This window comes from Vibrio sp. 2CM40D (genome assembly GCF_023161825.1).
GTDB classification, from domain to species: domain Bacteria; phylum Pseudomonadota; class Gammaproteobacteria; order Enterobacterales; family Vibrionaceae; genus Vibrio; species Vibrio alginolyticus.
The window spans coordinates 228142-248462 of the sequence record NZ_JALNTL010000004.1 but is presented as its reverse complement, the minus strand read 5'-3'; the positions used below and the strand labels follow the sequence as shown (position 1 = coordinate 248462).

Here is a 20321-nt window from a genome sequence, read left to right as displayed (position 1 = left end):
GCTGATGTAATTAAGACATCATTTACGTTGTCTTAATTACATCACTCGCCCTATCAAAAACAAATAAAATCATTAAAAATCAACAGGATAATAATTGGCACGCATTCTGCTCTCTAGTGGTCAACATCACGACTATTAAAACAATCACTGGAGAACCCAATATGTTCTGTATTCAATGTGAACAGACAATTCAAACCCCTGCTGTTAAAGGTTGTTCTTTTGCACAAGGTATGTGTGGTAAAACTTCTGAAGTATCTGACCTTCAAGACGTGTTGGTTTACACACTGCAAGGGGTTTCTTTTTGGGCATCAAAAGCACTTGAATTCAACATCATTAACGATGAAATCAACCAATGGGCACCAAAGGCATTTTTCTCTACATTGACGAACGTAAACTTTGACCCTGAACGTGTCCTAGAGCTAACTTCTCAAGCGGCAACGTACAAAGCATTGCTAAAAGAGCAAGTAATGTCTGCTGCAACACTCGCCGATACCGAAGTTGCTGACATCCCTGTTGTTGCTCACTTTGAGCTACCAAATAGCGCAGAAGCAATCTTAGCTTTTGCTCCTCAAGTCGCGGTTAACCGTGGTAAGGACCAAGTACATGAAGATGTTATTGGCCTACGCTTACTTTGCCTATACGGCCTTAAGGGTGCCGCAGCATACATGGAGCACGCACGTGTTCTTGAGCAAACCAACAACGATATCTATGCCGAATACCATGAAATCATGGCGTGGTTGGGTACAGACCCTGAAGATCTTGGTGAACTACTTGATTGCTCAATGCGCATCGGCCTGATGAACTACAAAGTGATGGAAATGCTCGACCAAGGTGAAACAATGACCTTCGGCCATCCAGAACCAACCACGGTGAACGTCAAGCCAGTAAAAGGCAAATGTATTCTTGTTTCTGGCCATGATTTGCATGACCTAGAAAAAATCCTGCAACAGACTGAAGGCAAAGGCATTAACGTTTACACCAACGGTGAAATGCTACCTGCACACGGCTACCCTGAGCTGAAGAAATACCCTCATCTTGTCGGCAACTACGGCAGCGCATGGCAAAACCAGCAGAAAGAATTCGCAAACTTCCCTGGCGCAATCGTAATGACGTCAAACTGCTTGTTGAATCCAAATGTGGGTCAATACGCAGACCGTTTATTCACGCGTAGTATTGTTGGCTGGCCTGGTGTTGCTCACATCGAAGGCGATGATTTTAGCCAAGTGATTGAATGTGCTCTAGCGCAAGATGGTTTCCAACACAATGAAATCGAACACCACATCACGGTTGGTTTTGGTCGAAATGCACTGATGAACGCCGCCCCTGCGGTTATCGACCAAGTGAAGCAAGGCAACATCAAGCACTTCTTCCTAGTCGGCGGTTGTGATGGTGATAAAGCGGAACGTAGCTACTACACCGATTTTACGGCTGAAGCACCAGAAGACACGCTAATCCTGACCTTGGCGTGTGGTAAGTTCCGCTTCAATAAGAATACGTTCGGAGATATCAACGGCATCCCTCGCCTATTGGATGTGGGCCAATGTAACGATGCTTACTCTGCAATCCAGCTTGCACTTGCACTGGCGAAAGAGTTTGACTGTGATATCAATGAACTACCACTCACGCTTGTGCTTTCTTGGTTCGAGCAAAAAGCGATCGTTATCTTGCTAACGCTATTTGCATTGGGCGTGAAAGGCATTTACACAGGCCCTACTGCACCGGCATTCCTAACGCCAAACCTAATCGCCATCATCCAAGAGAAGTTCGATATGCGCAGTATTGGCAATGTTCAGGATGATCTAAAAGCCATCCTAGCAGCTTAATAAACTTGCTTGTTACGCGCCTCCTTACGCGGAGGCGCTATCTATTTCGAACCAAAAATAGCCACAACCAAAGAGATTGTTATGTTTTTTGAATGGCAAGGTAACCAACCCGTCACACTCCGTTGCATCGACAAATACTTCGAAACACACGACACCGTCAGCATAAAATTGGCCGAACTAACCGAATCACTTCTGTTTCAGTTTAAGCCTGGCCAGTTTATTAACTTGGGCGTCGAAATTGATGGAAAAATGGAGTTTCGTGCCTATTCAATCAGCTCGATCAATGAAGACGATCACCTTCAACTCACCATCAAACGAGTATCTGGCGGTAAAGTATCGAACTACATCGTTGATTCGCTGCTGCTCGGTGATACTGTTCAAGCATTACCACCAGCAGGCGAATTTAACTGCATCGACCATCCACCCGTGTTACGTGATGGCGAAACAAAAGCCTTGCTTATCAGTGCAGGTTGCGGCGTCACGCCCGTATTTTCGATGGCAAAACACTGGCTGAGTAATCAAGATGAAAACGACAACGATGTGGACATCGCATTTCTTCATATTGCACGCAGCCCAGAAGAGACGATTTACTACGATCAGCTAGAAACGTTAGACGCTGTGTATCCCAACTTCAATTTAAAGTTGTTGCTGAAAAACCGCGAAGGAACATCGCATCCACAAGGTCGTTTGAATGCCGACTGGCTTAAAGAGCTTGTTCCTGATTTCAAACAGCGCACCGTTTACCTGTGTGGTCCAAGCCAGTTTATGCAAGATGTTCACGGCTATTTGAATGACCTTGGTTTTGACATGACGAACTTCTACCAAGAGAGTTTTACGCCAGCGACTGGCGCAGAATCATCGGTCTCCGATGAGACGGTTAACGTTTCTGTTCCTGATTTTGCTCAAAGCATCGATGCTCAAAAAGGTCAGGTACTGGCCGATGTGCTCGAAAGCGCAGGTTTACCATTAATCGTCGCTTGTCGAAGCGGGATTTGTGGCTCGTGCAAATGCAAGGTTCGTAAAGGCAACGTCTCTTCCACCAGCCTAGAAACATTGACGCAAGAAGAAATTGAACAAGGCTATGTGCTCGCCTGCTCATCAACCATCGAAGCGGATCTTGAAGTGCAGATCGGTTAATGCTGCTGGTATCGATCTTTTATTGTTTCCCGTCATTCCGACGAGCCTAGGCGAGGTCAGGAATCTAATATCAGCGTGTTAGGAATAACTCACTCTGATAATAGACTCTGAATCACACTCGCGTCTCGCTATTCAGATTGACGGGGTATCGCGGAGATGCCAGCCTTACTCAAACGGCTGGTATTATAGATAGGTACAACTTTCGTTTCGTCGTCATTGCTTCTCGCTAAACAGCAACACTTTCAATGCTGCTTCGCTGTCTACGTCCATAAACTCTGGTGGGTTATCCAGACGCTCACGGAATGTCAACTCTGGCGCTTCTTCTTTCATGCTTTCAATCAAGAAGTCGCTTGTCACAGATGGCGAGTTCACACATGCCATCACTTGACCACCGTCTGCCAACAAATCCGGCAACCGACGTAAAATCTTTTTGTAATCTTTAGTCAGCGCAAAGCTGCCTTTCTGGAATGAAGGCGGATCGATGATAATCAAGTCATACTGACCAGATTTCTTAATCTTACCCCACGATTTAAAGATATCGTGCCCCATAAAGCTTACCTGGTTGATGTTATGACCATTTAGCTTGTGGTTCTCACGACCTTTAGACAGCGACGCTTTTGCCATGTCGACGTTAACCACTTTATCTGCGCCACCCGCAATGGCAGCGACAGAAAAGCCACACGTGTAAGCAAACAAGTTAAGCACGTTTTTATGCTTCGCATTTTCCCGTACCCAATCACGACCGTAGCGCATGTCCAAAAACAGACCGAAGTTTTGATTGCGGCCAATATCCAATTGGTATTTCAAACCGCTTTCTTCAACGACAGGGCGAGCGTCTAATTCACCGACAAGCACTTCTGAAGGCGCACCATCGGCATAACGGTGCTGAAGAACCATAGTGCGACCTTGCTTGTCTGCCCACAGTGGTGATTGTGCCAACGCATTGAGGCCGTTTTTCAGCTCAGCGAGAAACGCGTCGTCGACTTCTTTAAACAAGTTGATAATCACCTGACCTTGTAACCAATCACAGGTGATTTGCTCTAGGCCCTCAAAACGACGGCCACGACCATGAAACAGTCGACGAATTTCGTTAGGAGCTTGCGCGAGCTCGGTTTCTAGATGCTGAAAGAACAGCGGAAGTTGTGATGCTTGCATCGAGTTCTCTTATTAGTTTTCTTTGTGACGGTTATTTGATCGTAGGCCAGTTCAGTTCCCAAGGGGAAAGCCAAGTATCCAAACCCTGAGAGACTATTTCACTGAGCCATTTGTTACCCAGCACTTGGTATTCTCGTGGGTCGCAAACAAAGCGATATTGCTCATCTCGGTATTGGAAGCAAAGTGAAAATGCATGCAGATAACCGCGATCAGCCTCATTGCCTGCATTGTAAATCGGGTCGCCAACAATACCTGAGCCAACCGATTTTAATGCCACGCGGATTTGATGCGTTTTACCAGTGTGTGGCTTACATAAAAATAGGCGCTCTCCGGGCTCTGCCGCAAGAGAGAAAAACTGGGTGACGGCTGGGTTATTTTTGCTGTTGACCAGCTTCCATGATGAACGGCGCGAACGCTCCATATCACCAACGACCAAACCTTGTTTCTTTTTCGGCTTTTTAGAGCCAATCGCCAGATAGAACTTTTCCACTTGGCGGTCAGCAAAAGCTTGCGATAACGCACTAGCCGCTTTGGCGTTGCGTCCGAGGAGCAGAATACCCGATGTCATTTTATCCAAGCGATGGATAAGATAAAGCTGCTCATCACCACTCTGCTTAGCCACTTCTTGCAGCAGCATTGTGTCGCCATCGTCTTTATGAACAGAGACGTTGGGATGCTTATTGATGATCAGAAAATCGGGATGGGTATGTAGAATATCGAACATAAAAAAACTGGCTCCACGTTTGGAGCCAGCAGTATACATAAGTTATCGGACAAAGCTATCGAGGCTTGCCCTAAGGCCTGAGCTAGAGCTTTCTAGAGAAAATACCAGCAAGACCAATGATTGCGATACCCAGCAGCATGATTTCACCTTTACCACTATCAAAGCCAGACTTAATCCCCATGAAGGCAACAATAGCAATCGCAACAGGAATCAGGTATTTAACTAGGTTGTACCACAATCCAAATAGCGGGAAGGATACTTCGCCGTCATTAGTGATCTCTTTTTCTAGCTCAGCACGGCTTAGGCGCCATCCAGCAAAGATACAAACCAACATACCACCAACCGCTAGGAAGATTTTGTCCGTTAGCAAGTCGAAGATATCAAAGGCACCGGTACCAAACAGCGTTGGTCCCATTCCACCTAACGATAGTGACGCAAAAATACATAATGCCGCCATAACTGCGCTTGCAGACAGAACTGCGTTAGAGCGCTTCATGCCTTTCTCGTCGATTAGGTAAGACACGACAACTTCCAATAGTGATACTGAAGAAGTTAATGCCGCCACCGTCAAACCGATGAAAAATAGCAACGCGAATAGCAACCCAATCACTCCGCCCATTTCAGCAAATAGCTGAGGAACGACAACGAATACAAGACCAGGGCCTGCTGCAGGCTCCATGCCAAAGGCAAACATTGCTGGGAACATAGCAACACCAGCAAGAATCGCGACACCAGTATCCATCGCTGTAACCATACCGGTTGTTTGAACTAGATTCTCTTTCTTCTTCAGGTAAGAACCGTACGTCATCATACAACCCATACCTAAGCTAAGTGAGAAGAACGCCTGTCCTAGTGCAGCAAGAACCACGTTGCTGTCGACTTTAGAAAAGTCCGGCATGAATAAGAACTCAAGGCCAGCCATTGCACCTGGCAGCATTAAGCCCTTAACAGAAACAACGATTAGGATTAAGAACAGAAGCGGCATCAGAACCTTACCGGCTTTCTCAATACCACCCGAAATCCCTTTCATCACGATCATGACGTTAAGGAACAGGTAAACACCCATCCACATTAAAGGTTGAATCGGATCTGAGATGAAACCGCCAAAACTGTCGCCAATTGCTTCTGGCGCGCTGAGTAGACCACCACCCACTTTAAAGATGTAGGCCAATGCCCAACCACCAACCACAGGGTAGAAGCCCATGATCAAAAGACCACTGAAAACTCCCATAACGCCAGTGAACGTCCAGCGTCGGTCAGTTGTTTTGAATGCACCTACGGCAGAAAGACCTGTCTTACGACCAATAGCGAACTCTGTCAGCATCACGCTAAAGCCGATAAAAATTACAAAGATAAGATAGATAGCAACGAATGCACCGCCGCCACTCTCACCTGCTGTGTAAGGGAATTTCCATATATTGCCTAAACCGACAGCGGAACCCGCTGCTGCCATTACGAAGCCTAGTTTAGACCCCCACGTATCACGTGGTGCTGCTGTATTAGTTGTAGCCACGCTTTTTCTCCAAAATTAGTTTGTTGTGTATGCATAGAGATAGGCGTCTAAAAAGTTTATGTAAAAATTATTGTACACTTATAAAATAAGCGTTCGACGCACTATATCTAGAAAGTAAAGCAGCTCCCCTTTAAAATTGGAACCCCAAAAAAGTACATTTATCGCACAAGTGTCGAGTTACGCAGGTTAAATGCTGCTTTTTTGTTCAAAAGTTAAAGAATGACCTTATTTTTCACATTAAAATAACAGAATCAGCTGTTATGAAATTCGTTCCTCATATAAGGTCAATCCCACGTCTAAATGGGAAATCTATTCCCCCAACCCACTTTTATGCTTAATATCCTAGAAGGGCATATTACTCTGAGCGTATATGGACAAGTTTTATCACTTTCTTACTTTAGCTGGCATCGGGCTATATTGGTTACTGGTCGCAGGTGTGACCATTCGTGTCGTTTTAAAGCGCCGTGCAGTGAGCGTGTCTTTAGCTTGGCTAATGATCATTTATATCCTTCCCGTTCTGGGTGTCGCATGTTATTTCCTCTTCGGTGAACTGAACTTAGGCAGAAAGCGAGCCGAACGTGCGAAAGAGATGTTTACACCATTCGAGAAGTGGTTCAGTCAGCTTAACGACTGTAACGCGCACAACCCAGAAACGATGGGAAGGCACATCTACCGAATTGATGAACTTTGTAACAACCGCCTTGGTCTTCCCGCATTGAGCGGTAATACATTGTCGCTGCAACAGTCACCTAATGAGATTTTGCATTCCATTATTGAAGACATCGAAAACGCGCAGAGCAGTATTCGAATGGTATTCTACATTTGGCATCCGGGTGGTTTGGCTGACTCTGTCGCTTCTGCGCTTATTCAAGCGGCTAAACGCGGCGTAGATGTCAAGCTATTGCTCGATTCAGCAGGTAGTCCACGTTTTTTCAGAAGTCCTTGGTATCGAATGATGCAGGATGCTGGAATTGAAGTTATTCAAGCGCTAGAAGTGAAGATGTGGCGTATTTTCTTACGTCGTCTTGATCTTCGCCAACATCGCAAGATCATCGTAATTGATGATGAAATTGCTTATACCGGTTCAATGAACCTGGTTGACCCGGCTTACTTCAAGCAAAACAGTGGCGTCGGGCATTGGGTGGACATCATGGTTCGCATTACGGGACCAACGGTAAACGTATTGAGTGCCATCCACTGTTGGGATTGGGAAGTCGAAACTGGCGAACGTCATTTACCAAGACTACCTGAATGCAAGATCGATGAGAGTGAATTCCAACACCCTATTCAGGTTGTGCCTTCTGGCCCAGGTATGCCGGAATATCTGATCTATCAAGTATTAACATTGGCAATAAACCAAGCCAATCGCTCGGTACGAATCACAACACCATATTTCGTGCCCAATGCTGATTTACTCGAAACGTTAAAGATGACAGCACAACGAGGCATTGACGTTGAACTCATTATTCCACATAAAAATGACTCTATGATGGTGCAATGGGCGTCACGCGCTTTTTATAGTGAGCTCTTGAGTGCAGGGGTCAAGATTTATGAGTTTTATGGTGGTTTGCTGCATACAAAATCTGTCGTAATTGACGACCAATTTTGTTTAGTTGGCACCGTAAACATGGATATGCGCAGCTTGTGGCTGAACTTCGAAGTGACCCTCGCCGTTGATGACGAAGAGTTCACCAAGCAAATGTCTTGGTTACAAGATAGCTATATTAAGCAATCTCACACTGTTGTATTGGAAGAATGGGAGAAAAGGAGCCTATTTTCTCGGTTCTTAGAGCGAGTGTTCTATCTCTTCAATCCACTCCTCTAATACCTCAAATACACAGGCTAAAAAACCTCCAGCGCTACATGCATCCTGCTGGAGGTTTGTTCTTTTAGCTCCCTATCTACACGATACCTCTCGACATCATTACCTGTTCATCTTGGCTGTTATTGGCTGATAGTTGACTTTTCCCTTGCATAACCTACGTCGTCCATGTTTTAAATATTCAAAACCGCAATATTTAAGACAGGGAACTTTTATGTCAGAGGGAAAAAAAACCAAACTCATTACCGCTGGCCGCGATAAAAAGTGGACAAATGGTGTTGTAAACCCACCCGTTCAACGCGCTTCAACTGTGGTATTCAATACCGTTGCAGAAAAGAACCAAGCCACCATTAATCGTGCAAACAAAACGTTGTTTTATGGTCGCCGAGGCACCAACACGCACTTTGCTTTCCAAGACGCAATGGTTGAGATTGAAGGTGGAGCTGGTTGCGCGCTTTACCCTTGTGGAACGGCAGCAATTTCAAACGCCATCCTCTCTTTCGTTGAAACTGGCGATCACATTCTAATGGTGGACACTTGTTACGAACCAACTCGTGACTTTTGTAACATCATCATGAAGAAAATGGGCATCGAAACCACCTATTATGACCCAATGATCGGTGAAGGTATCCGAGACTTGATTCAGCCGAATACCAAAGTCCTTTTCTTAGAGTCTCCTGGTTCAATAACCATGGAAGTCCAAGATGTACCTACATTAGCGCACATTGCCCATGAGCAAGATATCATCGTGATGCTAGACAACACATGGGGAGCTGGCGTGAACTTCTCTCCTTTCGAGCATGGCGTAGACATTTCCATTCAAGCGGCGACTAAGTATATCGTTGGACATTCAGATGTCATGCTAGGTACTGCTGTGGCTTCTGAAAAGTATTGGGATCAGCTTCGTGAACAAAGCTACCTGATGGGTCAGTGCGTTTCTCCTGACGACGCATACCTAGGTCTTCGAGGTATTCGCACGTTGGATGTTCGCCTAAGACAGCACGCAGAAAGCAGTTTAAAAGTCGCTCAGTGGCTCGCTTCTCGCCCAGAAGTTGATCATGTCCGCCATCCAGCTTTAGAAACAAGCCCTGGCCATGAGTTTTTCAAACGAGACTTCACAGGTGGAAACGGCTTGTTTTCATTTGTTCTCAAAACGTCTTATCCAAAAGCGACGACGGCTCTGCTTGATGGTATGAAATACTTCAGTATGGGTTACTCTTGGGGCGGTTATGAAAGCCTCATTCTAGCTAACGAACCTAAGAGCTTTAACAGCCTGAGAACCGTAGCTCACCCACACTTTGAAGGTACTTTGGTTCGTATTCATATTGGCTTAGAAGACGTAAATGACTTGATCGCTGATTTAGAGGCTGGTTTTGCGCGTTATAATGCCTTAATGCTTGAAAAAGAAGCCTCCCTATAACAATGATTGAATCGCCCTGCCTTGCGGGGCATTTTTATAACCCTCTGACTTAATTAGAATTAACTAACATTCGCCCGAACCATTAATTAATGTTAATCATTTGTGTTGTTTTTCAATTGAGCAGTCACAGAATGAAATAATGTGCCATAAATAGGCTTTTCAAATTTAGAGTTTCTCTCCTACTTTTTATCATTCATAAGAGGTCATACCACAAGGAGATAGTTTTGAAACTCAAATTTATAGCGCTAATGCTTTTTACCTTAGTTACCGTCCCAATAACCTCCGTATACGCTGCAACAGGTTATACCCAAACCAAGTATCCGATTGTCTTGGTTCACGGTTTGTTTGGTTTTGATACCCTGGCAGGCGTTGATTACTTTTTCGGAATACCACATTCCTTAACAAAAGATGGTGCTAAAGTTTATGTTGCACAGGTATCCGCGACCAATAGCAGCGAAGTTCGAGGGGAGCAACTGCTTGCTCAAGTAGAAACCTTACTTGCAGCTACAGGCGCAGAGAAAGTCAATCTCATTGGTCACAGTCATGGTGGTCCAACAACGCGCTATGTTGCCTCTGTCCGTCCTGACCTAGTCGCATCAGTTACGAGTATAGGAGGCGTTAATAAAGGGTCTAAAGTAGCCGATTTAGTTCGTGGCACCGTATCTGAGGGTTCGGGGAGTGAGCAGCTCGCGGTAAAACTGGCGCAAGGTTTAACCACTCTTATTAATCTTCTATCAGGTGGTTCTGATCTCGACCAAGACCCTTTAGCCTCATTAGCAGCCTTGACCACGGAAGGATCATTGGCGTTTAACCAGCACTACCCAGAGGGAGTCCCTACCAGTGAATGTGGTAATGGCGACTTGCTAGCTTCAAATGGCGTTTATTACTACTCATGGACCGGATCATCCACTTTTACAAACGTTTTCGATCCGACTGACGCTGCCATGATGGTACTTGGCTTAGCCTTTGATGGGCCGAATGATGGCTTAGTTGGTGCGTGCAGCACACATTTAGGCAAAGTCATACGTGATGATTATCAAATGAACCATTTGGATGAAATTAACGGTCTACTCGGTATTCATCATCTTTTTGAAACCGATCCAGTCACGCTTTATCGCCAACATGCAAATCGTCTCAAACTTCAAGGTTTATAAGAGGTCATCACAATGAAGAAAGTCGCTCTCACCACTTTTATCCTGCTCTCGATATTTGGCGTGGGAGCGCTTTCTCTGTTGCAAAGCGACAAACAACAAGAGATAACCTCTAACCATTCGCCATCTCAGCAAGATATAGCCGCCGATGTCTCTTCCCCAAAAGATTTCTTCGAATATTCTCTTAGCCGGCTGGGCGAAGAAGATCTCGATACGATCAAAGCGGAAGTCAATGATGACACTTTAGCAAAGCAAACTCTGAATATTGATGCCAAACTTTTTCAAACCTACCTTTCCTACAAGCAAGCACTCTCTGCATTAGAGCCTTTTGAGCACAATCACCTAACGCTTGAACAGTTAACCATGCTGAATGAAGCAATACTGAACTTACAGCTTCAATACTTTAGCGAGGCGCAGATAACCCAATTGTTTGACGAAGAAAACCGACTTCGCCAACTTGCTTTAGAAAAGCTGACGATTAAAACACAGGCATCGGATATCGAGAGTCAAGAACACCTTCTCAATCAAGCGTTATCAGAACAACCGGATTACATACGAGAAAGTGAACGCAATAACGCATTAGCAAAGCAGCTCGAGCAAGCTTCTCAGCTTGATTCACAAGACAAGTACATCGCCCGTGTTGCTCTGGTAGGAGATGCCGGAGCGCAGAGGCTGCAAAAACTTGATGAGCAAAGAGAATCATTTGAGACTCAACTCGCCACTTACTTAAAGCAGCGTCAAAATATTCTGAATAGAGATTTTCTAGGGCAAGACGAAAAACAGTCAGAAATCATTGCTTTAAGAAAACAAAGCTTCGATGCCACTCAATGGCGTCGAATCGAAGCTTTGGAACGTATTCATGATAGCCAGAACTAACAACATTAGCTTAATCGCCAAACGTTACTTATTCTGCTTTTTAGGACATCCAACGATATGGTCATCCACCATGCCGACGGCTTGCATGAAAGCATAACAGATGGTTTCACCGACAAACTTGAAGCCTTTCTTTTTTAGGAATTTACTCATGGCTTTGGATTGCTCTGTCGAAACTGGCACGTCACTCATATGTTGCCATTGATTAATGATTGGTTCGCCGTCCACGAACTGCCACAACGCGTCTGATAAACTTCCGTATTCAGCAATTAACGCTTTGGCCGCTTTGGCATTACTGAAAACCGAGTTAATCTTTCCGCGATGCCTTACAACATCGAAGTTTTCCACGATGTATTCAGCGCGTTCTTCATTTCTTTGTTCCAACGCATCTAGATCGTAATTCTCGAACGCTTCTCTGTAACCTTCGCGCTTTTTAAGGATGGTGATCCAACTAAGACCAGCTTGCGCACCTTCCAAAGTAATAAATTCAAACAGGACTTGGTCGTCATATACTGGCACGCCCCATTCGGAATCATGATATTCGCGCTCTAATGGGTGATTCATCGCCCACGCACACGTTTTTTGTTCTGTCATTATTCTTCCTTAAAAAGCGCCTCTAACTGATGAGCTAGAGGCGCGATATTTTTTATCGTTATATCAGTAGCACTAAGCCTGTTTCGGTACTGCCACTTTATGGAACAAACGATACAACACTGGCACGACAATCAGTGTCAGGACTGTCGCAAAACCCAAACCAAACATAATCGTAACCGCCATTGGTTTGAAGAAAATATCTGGCAACAGTGGGATCATACCAAGGATCGTCGTGATAGCAGCCATACAAACGGGACGGACGCGACTTACCGCAGCATCAACGACCGCGTCATAAGCCTCTTTACCGGACTTCATTTCAATTTCAATTTGGTCCAGTAATACGATGCCATTTTTGAGCACCATTCCCGATAAGCTTAAGAAGCCGAGCAATGCCATAAAACCAAACGGCGTGTTGAGTGCCAACAAACCAGTGGTGACGCCAATTAACGCCAGCGGTACGGTAAGCCAAACAATGAGTGGCTCTTTGATAGAGTTAAATAGGAATACAGTGATCAAGAACATGAACAAGTACCCCATTGGCATAGTAGTAAACAGTGACTCTTGAGCATCACCTGAAGATTCGTATTCACCACCCCACTCTAAGGAATAACCTGGTGGTAATTGAATCGCTTCGATTTGGGGCTGTAAGCGTTTTTGCAATGTCGATGCGGTTTCTTCACCTAGAATATCAGGGTCTGCCATCACAGTGAGCATACGCTTACGGTTCTTACGTACGATGATAGGATCCTCCCAACGCATGTCGTAACCCATTGTGACTTGTTGAAGTGGGATAAACTCACTCTGTGCTGGACTCCATATTTTCATGCCTTCAATGTTACGAATATCAATACGTTCATCTTCAGGTAAACGAGCCACGATAGGCATGAGCGTCGTGCCGTCTCGGTAAAGGCCTATCGTCATTCCAGAGAATGACATGGACAAGAAGTCATCGACATCTGATTTGGTAATGCCATAGCGACGTGCCTGACTCTCGTTAAACTGAGGTTCAAGAACTTGGGTTCGTTCACGCCAATCATGCCTGATATTTGTTGCCTGAGGGTCGGCGTACATGATGTCCTTGACCTGAGCGGCTATCGTACGAAGGACGGTTGGATCTGAGCCAATAATGCGAGCTTCAATTTTTGCACCACCACCAGGGCCTAACTCAATCTGTTTGAGCTTGTAATTGATTTCTGGGTAGTTGGCTTTTAAATACTCTCGAAACTTCGCCATTAATGGTTTTAACGCTTCGTAATTTTCCATACGAGTGGTTATCTCACCATAAGCCGCATAACTTTTCTCTGGCGCGTACGTTAACATGAAGCGCTGTAAGCCTTTACCCGCGGTCGTCGTGATATGGTCAACATGCTCTTGCTTAGCTAACCAACTTTCTAACTCTTTAAGCGTTGTGTTAGTTGCTCGAATATCAGTTCCTTCTGGCATCCATACATCTAACTGAAAAATCGGCGTTGTCGAAGATGGGAAAAACGCTTGCTTCACAAAGGTGAACCCGTAAACACTTGCCGCTAATCCCGCAATCAGCACCACAACGGTAAACCAAGCACGACGCATACAAAACTGAAGAAACTTTTTATAAATAACGAAAATAACCCCGTTATATGGATCATTTTCTTCCCCTTCACCTTGTTTAATCTTCTGGCCTTTAAAGAAGATGTCAGCAAAGAATGGTGTCAACGAGATAGCGGTAAACCAGCTCAACATTAAAGAGATCAGCAGAACCGTAAATAAAGTGCCACAGTATTCGCCCGTCGAGTCTTCAGACAGTCCAATTGGCGCAAATGCAGTTACCGCAATCACTGTTGCCCCAAGTAATGGCCACTTTGTTTGCGTAACAATGTCGGTCGCTGCTTGGAGTCGAGTTCGCCCTTTTTGAGTACCAATCAAAATCCCCTCAACCACGACGATTGCATTGTCCACCAGCATACCCAACGCGATAACCAAGGCACCTAATGAAATCCGCTGTAAATCTATCGCGAGATACTTCATGAAAATGAACGTACCCAACACCGTCAGCAGTAAAATTAAACCGATAAGCAGACCTGAACGTAGCCCCATAAAGAACAGAAGTACGATAATGACGATACCGACAGCTTGAGCCAAGCTGACAACAAAACCGCTAACCGATTTATCCACCTCTTTAGGCTGACTGTAAATTTCCGAGATTTCGATACCGACAGGTTGTTGATACTTTAGCTCGGCAAGGCGATGATCAAAAGCTTTTCCGACTTCAACCACATTGACGCCTTCAGCAAAAGAAACACCCACGTTCAGTGCAAGGCTGCCGTTAAAATTAATAACATTACTCGGTACTTCTACATACCCGCGTTTTATTTCCGCCACATCTTTCAAGAAAATGAGCCCCTGGGCGCCCGACTCAGTAATTAACAAATCACCCAGCTCCTCCACACTCTGGAACTCGCCAGTCGGCTGAATTCTGATGTACTCGTCACCAATTCTGATCGCTCCTGCGTCAGAAACCACGTTTTGCGTCGAAAGAAGATTAAACACGGTATCCGGAGCAAGACCTATACTGCTCAGCTTTTTCATCGATACTTCGATGAAAACTTGTTCTTGTTGTTGCCCGGATACCGAAACTTTACTCACGCCATCAACCAGTTCGAGCTCTCGGCGTAAGTAATCGACGTAATCCAGTAGCTCTTTATAGCTATAACCGTCGCCAGTCACCGCTAACAAAATCCCGTAAACATCACCAAAATCATCGATCACTTGAGGTTCATTCACACCTGGAGGCAACGTCCCTTTAAGGTCGTTCACTTTACGGCGCAACTCATCCCAAATTTGTGGTAGATCATCAGGGCCATAATTGTTCTTCATCGTGACCGTGATTTGAGATAATCCCCGGCTAGAAATCGAATTTACTTCATCAACATAAGTAAGCTGCTGAATCGCTTTTTCGATTGGGTACGTCACTTCTTCTTCGACTTGTTGCGGTGTCGCACCAGGGTAAGAGGTCACTACCATCGCATCTTTAATAGTAAAAGCAGGGTCCTCAAGACGCCCTAAACCAAAGAATGCGGCGATACCACCAATCAAAAATATCAGTGCGACCATCCAACTGATGACGCGATTTCGGATGAAGTACGCAGCAATACCGGTCACATCATCATCACTTTGAGGCACTGATTTATTAAGATCGCTCATAGACCGACCTCCTGCGTAGCCATTTCCTGTATCACTTCCACTTTCATGCCATCCCTTAATCGAGAAACACCGGCAATCACGACTTTGTCTTTGAGCATGAGACCATCAAGGATTTGAATGGACGTTTTAGATGCCTTACCTGCTCGCACCTGTTTGCGCGATACCGTATTGTCGTCATTCAGTACCCAAACAAATTTGTTTTCGCGCCCCAGCTCGTCACCATCCGCATTAAAAATGGCTTCGATAGGAACATTAATTCCTAGGTTGAGATCAAGCCCAACATTCTCGTCTTTAGAAGTTACCTCAACAGCCATACCATCTAGGATGTACTCTTCTTCCGGCATAGGAAGCGACAGTGTGACAGTAAACGTACCTGTTGTTGGATCGGGCTCAGTCGTAAATTCTTTTACCGTCGCGTTATATTCGTTACCACTGGGCACGCGCACTAATGCTTTGATCGCGGTAAGCCTTTCTTCCGTTGGCGGTTGGTTCACATAGAGGCGGTCAGGAAGCTGAATCAACACTTCGACTCGCTCCAAGCTGTGAATATTAACGATATGCTGTCCGACTTGAACATTTTCGAATTGGTCGATATTAACTCGCGAAATAATCCCATCCACGGGCGCTTTTAAGGCAGTAAATGATAGACGAAGTTTGGCTAACTGAAGCTCAGCTAAGGCGATTTGTCGTTGTGCTGCAATTTCATCAAACTGAGACTTAGCTAATAGGCCTTTATCAACCAAAGGGCGTGAGCGGCGATACTGACTGTCGACAACAGAAAAACGCGCACTCGCATTATCTACATCCAACTCATAGTCAGTGGGATCTAGCGTTGCAATAACATCACCCTTCGTGACTTTGTCGCCCTCTTTTACCATGATGCGGCTGACTTCTCCTGCGACTCTGAAGCTCAAATGAGAGCGATCCGCTGCATTCGCAACCGCAGGGAAGTACAAGTTGTCGTCCACCTTGTTTCCCGCTAATGACGTAACCCTAACTCGTGGCGTTTCGAGCTCTTTTTCTGGCGCCTTATCCCCACAGCCGACGAGAAAAAGCGTTGAAAGTATAGTCGCTAGAGAGATGATTCCTTTCATATTACAGCCCTCTTTCCTTAATCCACGCTCTTACCTTAATTCCGGGTTCAATTACACTGACACCCGAGATAATGATTTGGTCGCCATCGCTAAGCCCGGCTAACACTTGATTTTTGTCATTCATCTCAATTGCGGCTTTGGACACAATGCCTTGCTCATCGACACGCCAAACGTATGTTTTGCCGTTCTCTTCTAGCAACGCGGAGTTAGGAATCTTTGTCGCTCCTGCACTTTTGGACAGGAGGTAAGCATTGCCAGACATTCCCGGCAAAAGGCCTATTTCTGCTGGTCGCTCCATGACCATCGTGACTTTGTAACTGCCCGTTTTAGGATCGGCCTCTGTATCGATTTCCTGAAAGGTTAAGTCAAAGGCTTGCTCGGGGAACGCATCAAATATCATTCTGGCAGAGACATCGCTCCCCTGCGTGTAACGATTTAGAAGATAGTCTGGGATTTGGAATATCACTTTGAGGAGTTGGTTGGACTGAATATTCATCACCCCTTCTTTCGCGGCAACATATTCATGGTTTTCTGCTGGAATGTACGAAATGGTGCCATCATATGGCGCGACAAGTTTGGTATACCTTAAGTTTGCCTTTGCTTGATTCCATTGAGCTTTTGCCGAGTTGTGATTCGCTTTTGCCTCATCAAAATCTTGCTCAGATACTACTTGGTCTTTACGTAGCTTTTGGTATCGCTTGTATTGCACATCTGCGAGCAAAAAATTTGCCCGAGCTTGCTGTTCGAGCAGAGAATATTCATCTGGTTTTAATGACGCCAAAACATCACCTTTACTAACGACTTGACCTTCATTCACTTCTATCGTTTGAAGAAGCCCAGGAACTCGAAATGTCAGTACTGCTCTATCGCCAGCTTCCGTCGTGGCAGGAAAATGTCGCTCAAACTGGGCATTGCCAACAGATACTGTAAATAGCTTAGCAGGGCGTGATTCAGGTTCAGGAACAGGAGGAAGTTCTTTACCGCACCCCGACAAGACAGCCGAGATGGCAATAGGAATGAGCAATTTTCTCATTACATTCATCCATAAAAATTGGGGGATTATTTTTAAAGTAGATGAATTTTGAACGAACTTCCAGAGCAGAAAAGATTAATAGTGCTTTAAAATTAGTAATTTGTGATAAAAAAGCAGGCTTTATGCCTGCTTCAGTTAAATCTTCTTTGGATACAAAATGCCTAGAGCTTACTGAATTCTCTGTTCACCCTATATGTATCAGACGTAACATAAGCTTCCATGTTACGAATTTTGCCATCAAGACGGTCAAAATCCCTTTCCAACACACTGAGCAGTTGATCAGGGCTTTGCCCTTTCTGCCAAGGCTTACTTTTGAGCGTATGCTCTTGCTGCGCTCTGATATTTTCAGAATACGTTACTGGTTGCTTTTCTAACATAAACGCCATCGCGATGTACGCTAACAATACCAAAAACGTACCACCTAACAGCGCTGCAGAAATCACTACAATACGAATCAACCAAACTTCTGCACCAAAGTAGTTGGCAATTCCGGCGCAAACACCGGAGATTTTGCCATTTACTGGATCACGATACAGTTCTCGATTATTCATACTTTCGTCTCCATGTTGGTGACTCAGCATCCAAGATGCGCTCCAATGTATCAACTCGGGACTGCATCGCTTCCGCTTTTTCAGATAGTACCTGAAGGCGCTCTAAATCTTGGCTCGACAGTGCACTATCTGTTTTGCGTTTGCTGCGATAGTGTAAGAAGAGCCATAGTGGAGCGACAAAGATTAAAAAGACAATCACTGGTCCTGCTATAAAAAATGCCGACATAAATGGCTCCTTTCTTATTTATCTTTCGATGACATCTGTTCTTTCAGTTTTGCCAACTCTTTTTCAATTTCGTCTTGTGCCTGCAACTCTGCAAACTCTTGTTCTAGCGATTTAGCATTACCAGTTTGAGCATATAGGTCTGCTTCCGCTTCCATTTCATCCACTTTACGTGAGTACTGCTCAAATTTCGCCATCGCTTCATTAGTACGGCTAGTGTGCAGGTGTTTTTGTACATCACGACGGTTAGATGCAGTTTGGTTACGAATTGCTAGTGCTTGCTGTTTTGCGCGCGTTTCAGCAATTTTGCTTTCCAACTTACCAATCTCGCCAGTAAGCTTATCGATCGTTTCTTCCACTAAGGTTTGCTCAGTGTGGAGGCCTTTAATTACTTGCTCTAGCTTTTGCTTTTCAATTAATGCTGCACGAGCTAGATCTTCGCGCTCTTTAACTAATGCTAAGCTCGCTTTTTGACCCCATTCGCCAATTTGCTCTTCTAACGTTTCAACCTTACGAGCCAACTCTTTCTTGTCTGCAATCGCTTTAGCCGAGTTAGTACGCACTTCAACAAGTGTGTCTTCCATTTCTTGAATGATAAGACGGATCATTTTTTCAGGATCTTCCGCCTTGTCCAGTAATGCACTGATGTTTGAGTTAACGATATCTGCAAATCGAGAAAAAATACCCATAACGGAACTCCTCTTTTTTCCTATTAAAACTCGACAAGGTGGTGATTAACCTTGTGTCTCCCTGAATATATAACAAGTAACGTGCCAACTTATAATTTTCTTTTAAATCAGAGCGTTATTCATTTTGTTGTCGTTACACACTATTGTGCTATGATGTTTTTCACCAACTGTTGGTGAAATTTACCAACTCTATCTCTAAATCATGGCTCGGCTGTTAAATAAGAAGGACTTTATGAAGCAAAACCTGATTGGTGAATCACCTGCTTTTCTCGCTGTACTAGATAAAGTATCACAACTTGCACCCATTGAGCGCCCTGTCCTCATCATTGGTGAACGAGGTACGGGTAAAGAACTCATCGCTCAGCGTTTGCATTATTTATCAAGACGTTGGGATAAACCACTACTATCACTCAACTGTGCGACATTAAGCGAAGGGCTAATAGATTCCGAATTGTTTGGACATGAATCCGGCTCCTTCACGGGCTCTAAAGGTAAGCATAAAGGGCGTTTCGAGCGTGCCGAGGGCGGTACTTTGTTTCTTGACGAACTGGCAACCGCACCACTTTTAGTTCAAGAAAAGCTATTACGTGTCATTGAATATGGTGAATATGAGCGAGTTGGCGGTCATACCGCTCTCAATGCGGATGTTCGACTTGTTTGTGCAACCAATGCCGACCTACCAAAATTAGCAGAGCAAGGTGATTTTCGTGCAGATCTGCTCGACAGGCTAGCCTTCGATGTCATTATGTTACCGCCTCTTCGCGAGCGCAAAGAAGACATTCTCTCTTTAGCAGAGCACTACGCGATGAAAATGTGTCGTGAACTGCAACTGGAATACTTTGTCGGTTTTACCCCAAAAGCGCAGCAGTCGCTTATTGAATATGAATGGCCCGGTAACGTCCGCGAACTAAAAAACGTGATTGAACGTGCGATTTACCAACATGGTCTGAATGCTCACCCAATTGATGAACTGGTTTTCAATCCTTTTGAAACGGTTTGGCACAGCGCGCTTGGCCATAGTGCAAAACAAGCAGAGCAACAAGAAGAGGAAGCATCAAGCAACACCATCCAATTCCCTCTAGACTATAAACAATGGCAAGAGGAACAAGATATCCATTTACTCAATCGTGCATTGGAAGAAGCCAAGTTTAATCAACGACAAGCAGCCGAGCTACTTGGCTTGAGCTATCACCAATTACGAGGGATGGTTAGAAAATATGGTTTGGTCGGACAAAGCTAACTTGACCGAGAGTACTCAATCAATACACGAGCTCGTGACTGCGCTCTAATTCGCATGCATTTATGGCATAACACCTTACAGTGTATGGATTTTATG

General features: G+C 44.8%; 17 protein-coding genes. 7 read left to right on the top strand and 10 right to left on the bottom strand.

Annotation, left to right across the window (positions count from 1 at the left end; genetic code table 11):
- Window positions 1–161 precede the first annotated feature (161 nt).
- Window positions 162–1823 (top strand): hydroxylamine reductase, encoded by a 1662-nt coding sequence (gene hcp, locus MTF70_RS10735; RefSeq protein WP_005378097.1) that lies wholly within the window; start codon window positions 162–164, stop codon window positions 1821–1823.
- 81 nt (window positions 1824–1904) lie between these two features.
- Window positions 1905–2960, top strand: coding sequence for a hybrid-cluster NAD(P)-dependent oxidoreductase (locus MTF70_RS10730; RefSeq protein WP_213986662.1), 1056 nt, complete (start codon window positions 1905–1907; stop codon window positions 2958–2960).
- 213 nt (window positions 2961–3173) lie between these two features.
- On the opposite strand, the gene MTF70_RS10725 is transcribed toward MTF70_RS10730, so the two are convergent.
- From MTF70_RS10725 to MTF70_RS10715, 3 genes are all read right to left on the bottom strand, one after another.
- Complete coding sequence (locus MTF70_RS10725; RefSeq protein ID WP_064368054.1) at window positions 3174–4115, bottom strand: class I SAM-dependent methyltransferase; 942 nt, start codon at window positions 4113–4115, stop codon at window positions 3174–3176.
- A gap of 31 nt (window positions 4116–4146) precedes the next feature.
- A complete protein-coding gene (locus tag MTF70_RS10720; RefSeq protein WP_025766861.1) occupies window positions 4147–4839 on the bottom strand; it encodes a TIGR01621 family pseudouridine synthase in 693 nt (230 codons plus the stop codon).
- An 82-nt stretch (window positions 4840–4921) separates the two neighbouring features.
- Window positions 4922–6292 carry a sodium-dependent transporter gene (locus MTF70_RS10715; protein WP_043884644.1) on the bottom strand — a complete coding sequence of 457 codons (1371 nt, stop codon included), beginning with the start codon at window positions 6290–6292 and terminating at the stop codon, window positions 4922–4924.
- Between the two features lie 430 nt (window positions 6293–6722).
- Here MTF70_RS10715 and cls point away from each other — a divergent pair, with 430 nt between their 5' ends.
- The 4 genes from cls to MTF70_RS10695 all read left to right on the top strand — a co-directional run bounded on the left by cls (window position 6723) and on the right by MTF70_RS10695 (window position 11621).
- Window positions 6723–8177, top strand: coding sequence for a cardiolipin synthase (gene cls, locus MTF70_RS10710; protein WP_005378105.1), 1455 nt, complete (start codon window positions 6723–6725; stop codon window positions 8175–8177).
- Between the two features lie 211 nt (window positions 8178–8388).
- A complete protein-coding gene (locus MTF70_RS10705; RefSeq protein ID WP_248393970.1) occupies window positions 8389–9594 on the top strand; it encodes a cystathionine beta-lyase in 1206 nt (401 codons plus the stop codon).
- Between the two features lie 224 nt (window positions 9595–9818).
- A complete protein-coding gene (locus tag MTF70_RS10700) occupies window positions 9819–10748 on the top strand; it encodes a triacylglycerol lipase (protein WP_086013868.1) in 930 nt (309 codons plus the stop codon).
- A 12-nt stretch (window positions 10749–10760) separates the two neighbouring features.
- Complete coding sequence (locus MTF70_RS10695) at window positions 10761–11621, top strand: lipase secretion chaperone (RefSeq protein WP_017820864.1); 861 nt, start codon at window positions 10761–10763, stop codon at window positions 11619–11621.
- A 24-nt stretch (window positions 11622–11645) separates the two neighbouring features.
- Here MTF70_RS10695 and MTF70_RS10690 read toward each other — a convergent pair whose 3' ends face one another.
- The 7 genes from MTF70_RS10690 to pspA all read right to left on the bottom strand — a co-directional run bounded on the left by MTF70_RS10690 (window position 11646) and on the right by pspA (window position 18985).
- Window positions 11646–12212, bottom strand: a complete 567-nt coding sequence (locus MTF70_RS10690) for a DNA-3-methyladenine glycosylase I (RefSeq protein ID WP_017634671.1) — start codon at window positions 12210–12212, stop codon at window positions 11646–11648.
- Between the two features lie 72 nt (window positions 12213–12284).
- On the bottom strand, window positions 12285–15395 hold the full coding sequence (gene vmeI / locus MTF70_RS10685) for an efflux RND transporter permease subunit VmeI (RefSeq protein ID WP_017634672.1): 3111 nt from the start codon (window positions 15393–15395) through the stop codon (window positions 12285–12287).
- Window positions 15392–16489, bottom strand: coding sequence for an efflux RND transporter periplasmic adaptor subunit (locus tag MTF70_RS10680; RefSeq protein ID WP_025766865.1), 1098 nt, complete (start codon window positions 16487–16489; stop codon window positions 15392–15394). The genes vmeI and MTF70_RS10680 overlap by 4 nt, the downstream gene beginning before the upstream one ends.
- Window position 16490: 1 nt before the next feature.
- Window positions 16491–17522, bottom strand: coding sequence for an efflux RND transporter periplasmic adaptor subunit (locus MTF70_RS10675; RefSeq protein ID WP_025766866.1), 1032 nt, complete (start codon window positions 17520–17522; stop codon window positions 16491–16493).
- 161 nt (window positions 17523–17683) lie between these two features.
- Entirely contained in the window at window positions 17684–18073 is a 390-nt protein-coding gene (pspC, locus tag MTF70_RS10670; protein ID WP_025766867.1) for an envelope stress response membrane protein PspC, read from the bottom strand.
- On the bottom strand, window positions 18066–18299 hold the full coding sequence (pspB, locus tag MTF70_RS10665; protein WP_005378117.1) for an envelope stress response membrane protein PspB: 234 nt from the start codon (window positions 18297–18299) through the stop codon (window positions 18066–18068). The genes pspC and pspB overlap by 8 nt, the downstream gene beginning before the upstream one ends.
- Before the next feature lie 14 nt (window positions 18300–18313).
- Window positions 18314–18985, bottom strand: a complete 672-nt coding sequence (gene pspA / locus MTF70_RS10660; protein WP_005378119.1) for a phage shock protein PspA — start codon at window positions 18983–18985, stop codon at window positions 18314–18316.
- Window positions 18986–19217: 232 nt separating this feature from the next.
- Here pspA and pspF point away from each other — a divergent pair, with 232 nt between their 5' ends.
- Window positions 19218–20225 (top strand): phage shock protein operon transcriptional activator, encoded by a 1008-nt coding sequence (pspF, locus tag MTF70_RS10655; RefSeq protein WP_017820869.1) that lies wholly within the window; start codon window positions 19218–19220, stop codon window positions 20223–20225.
- Window positions 20226–20321 lie beyond the last annotated feature (96 nt).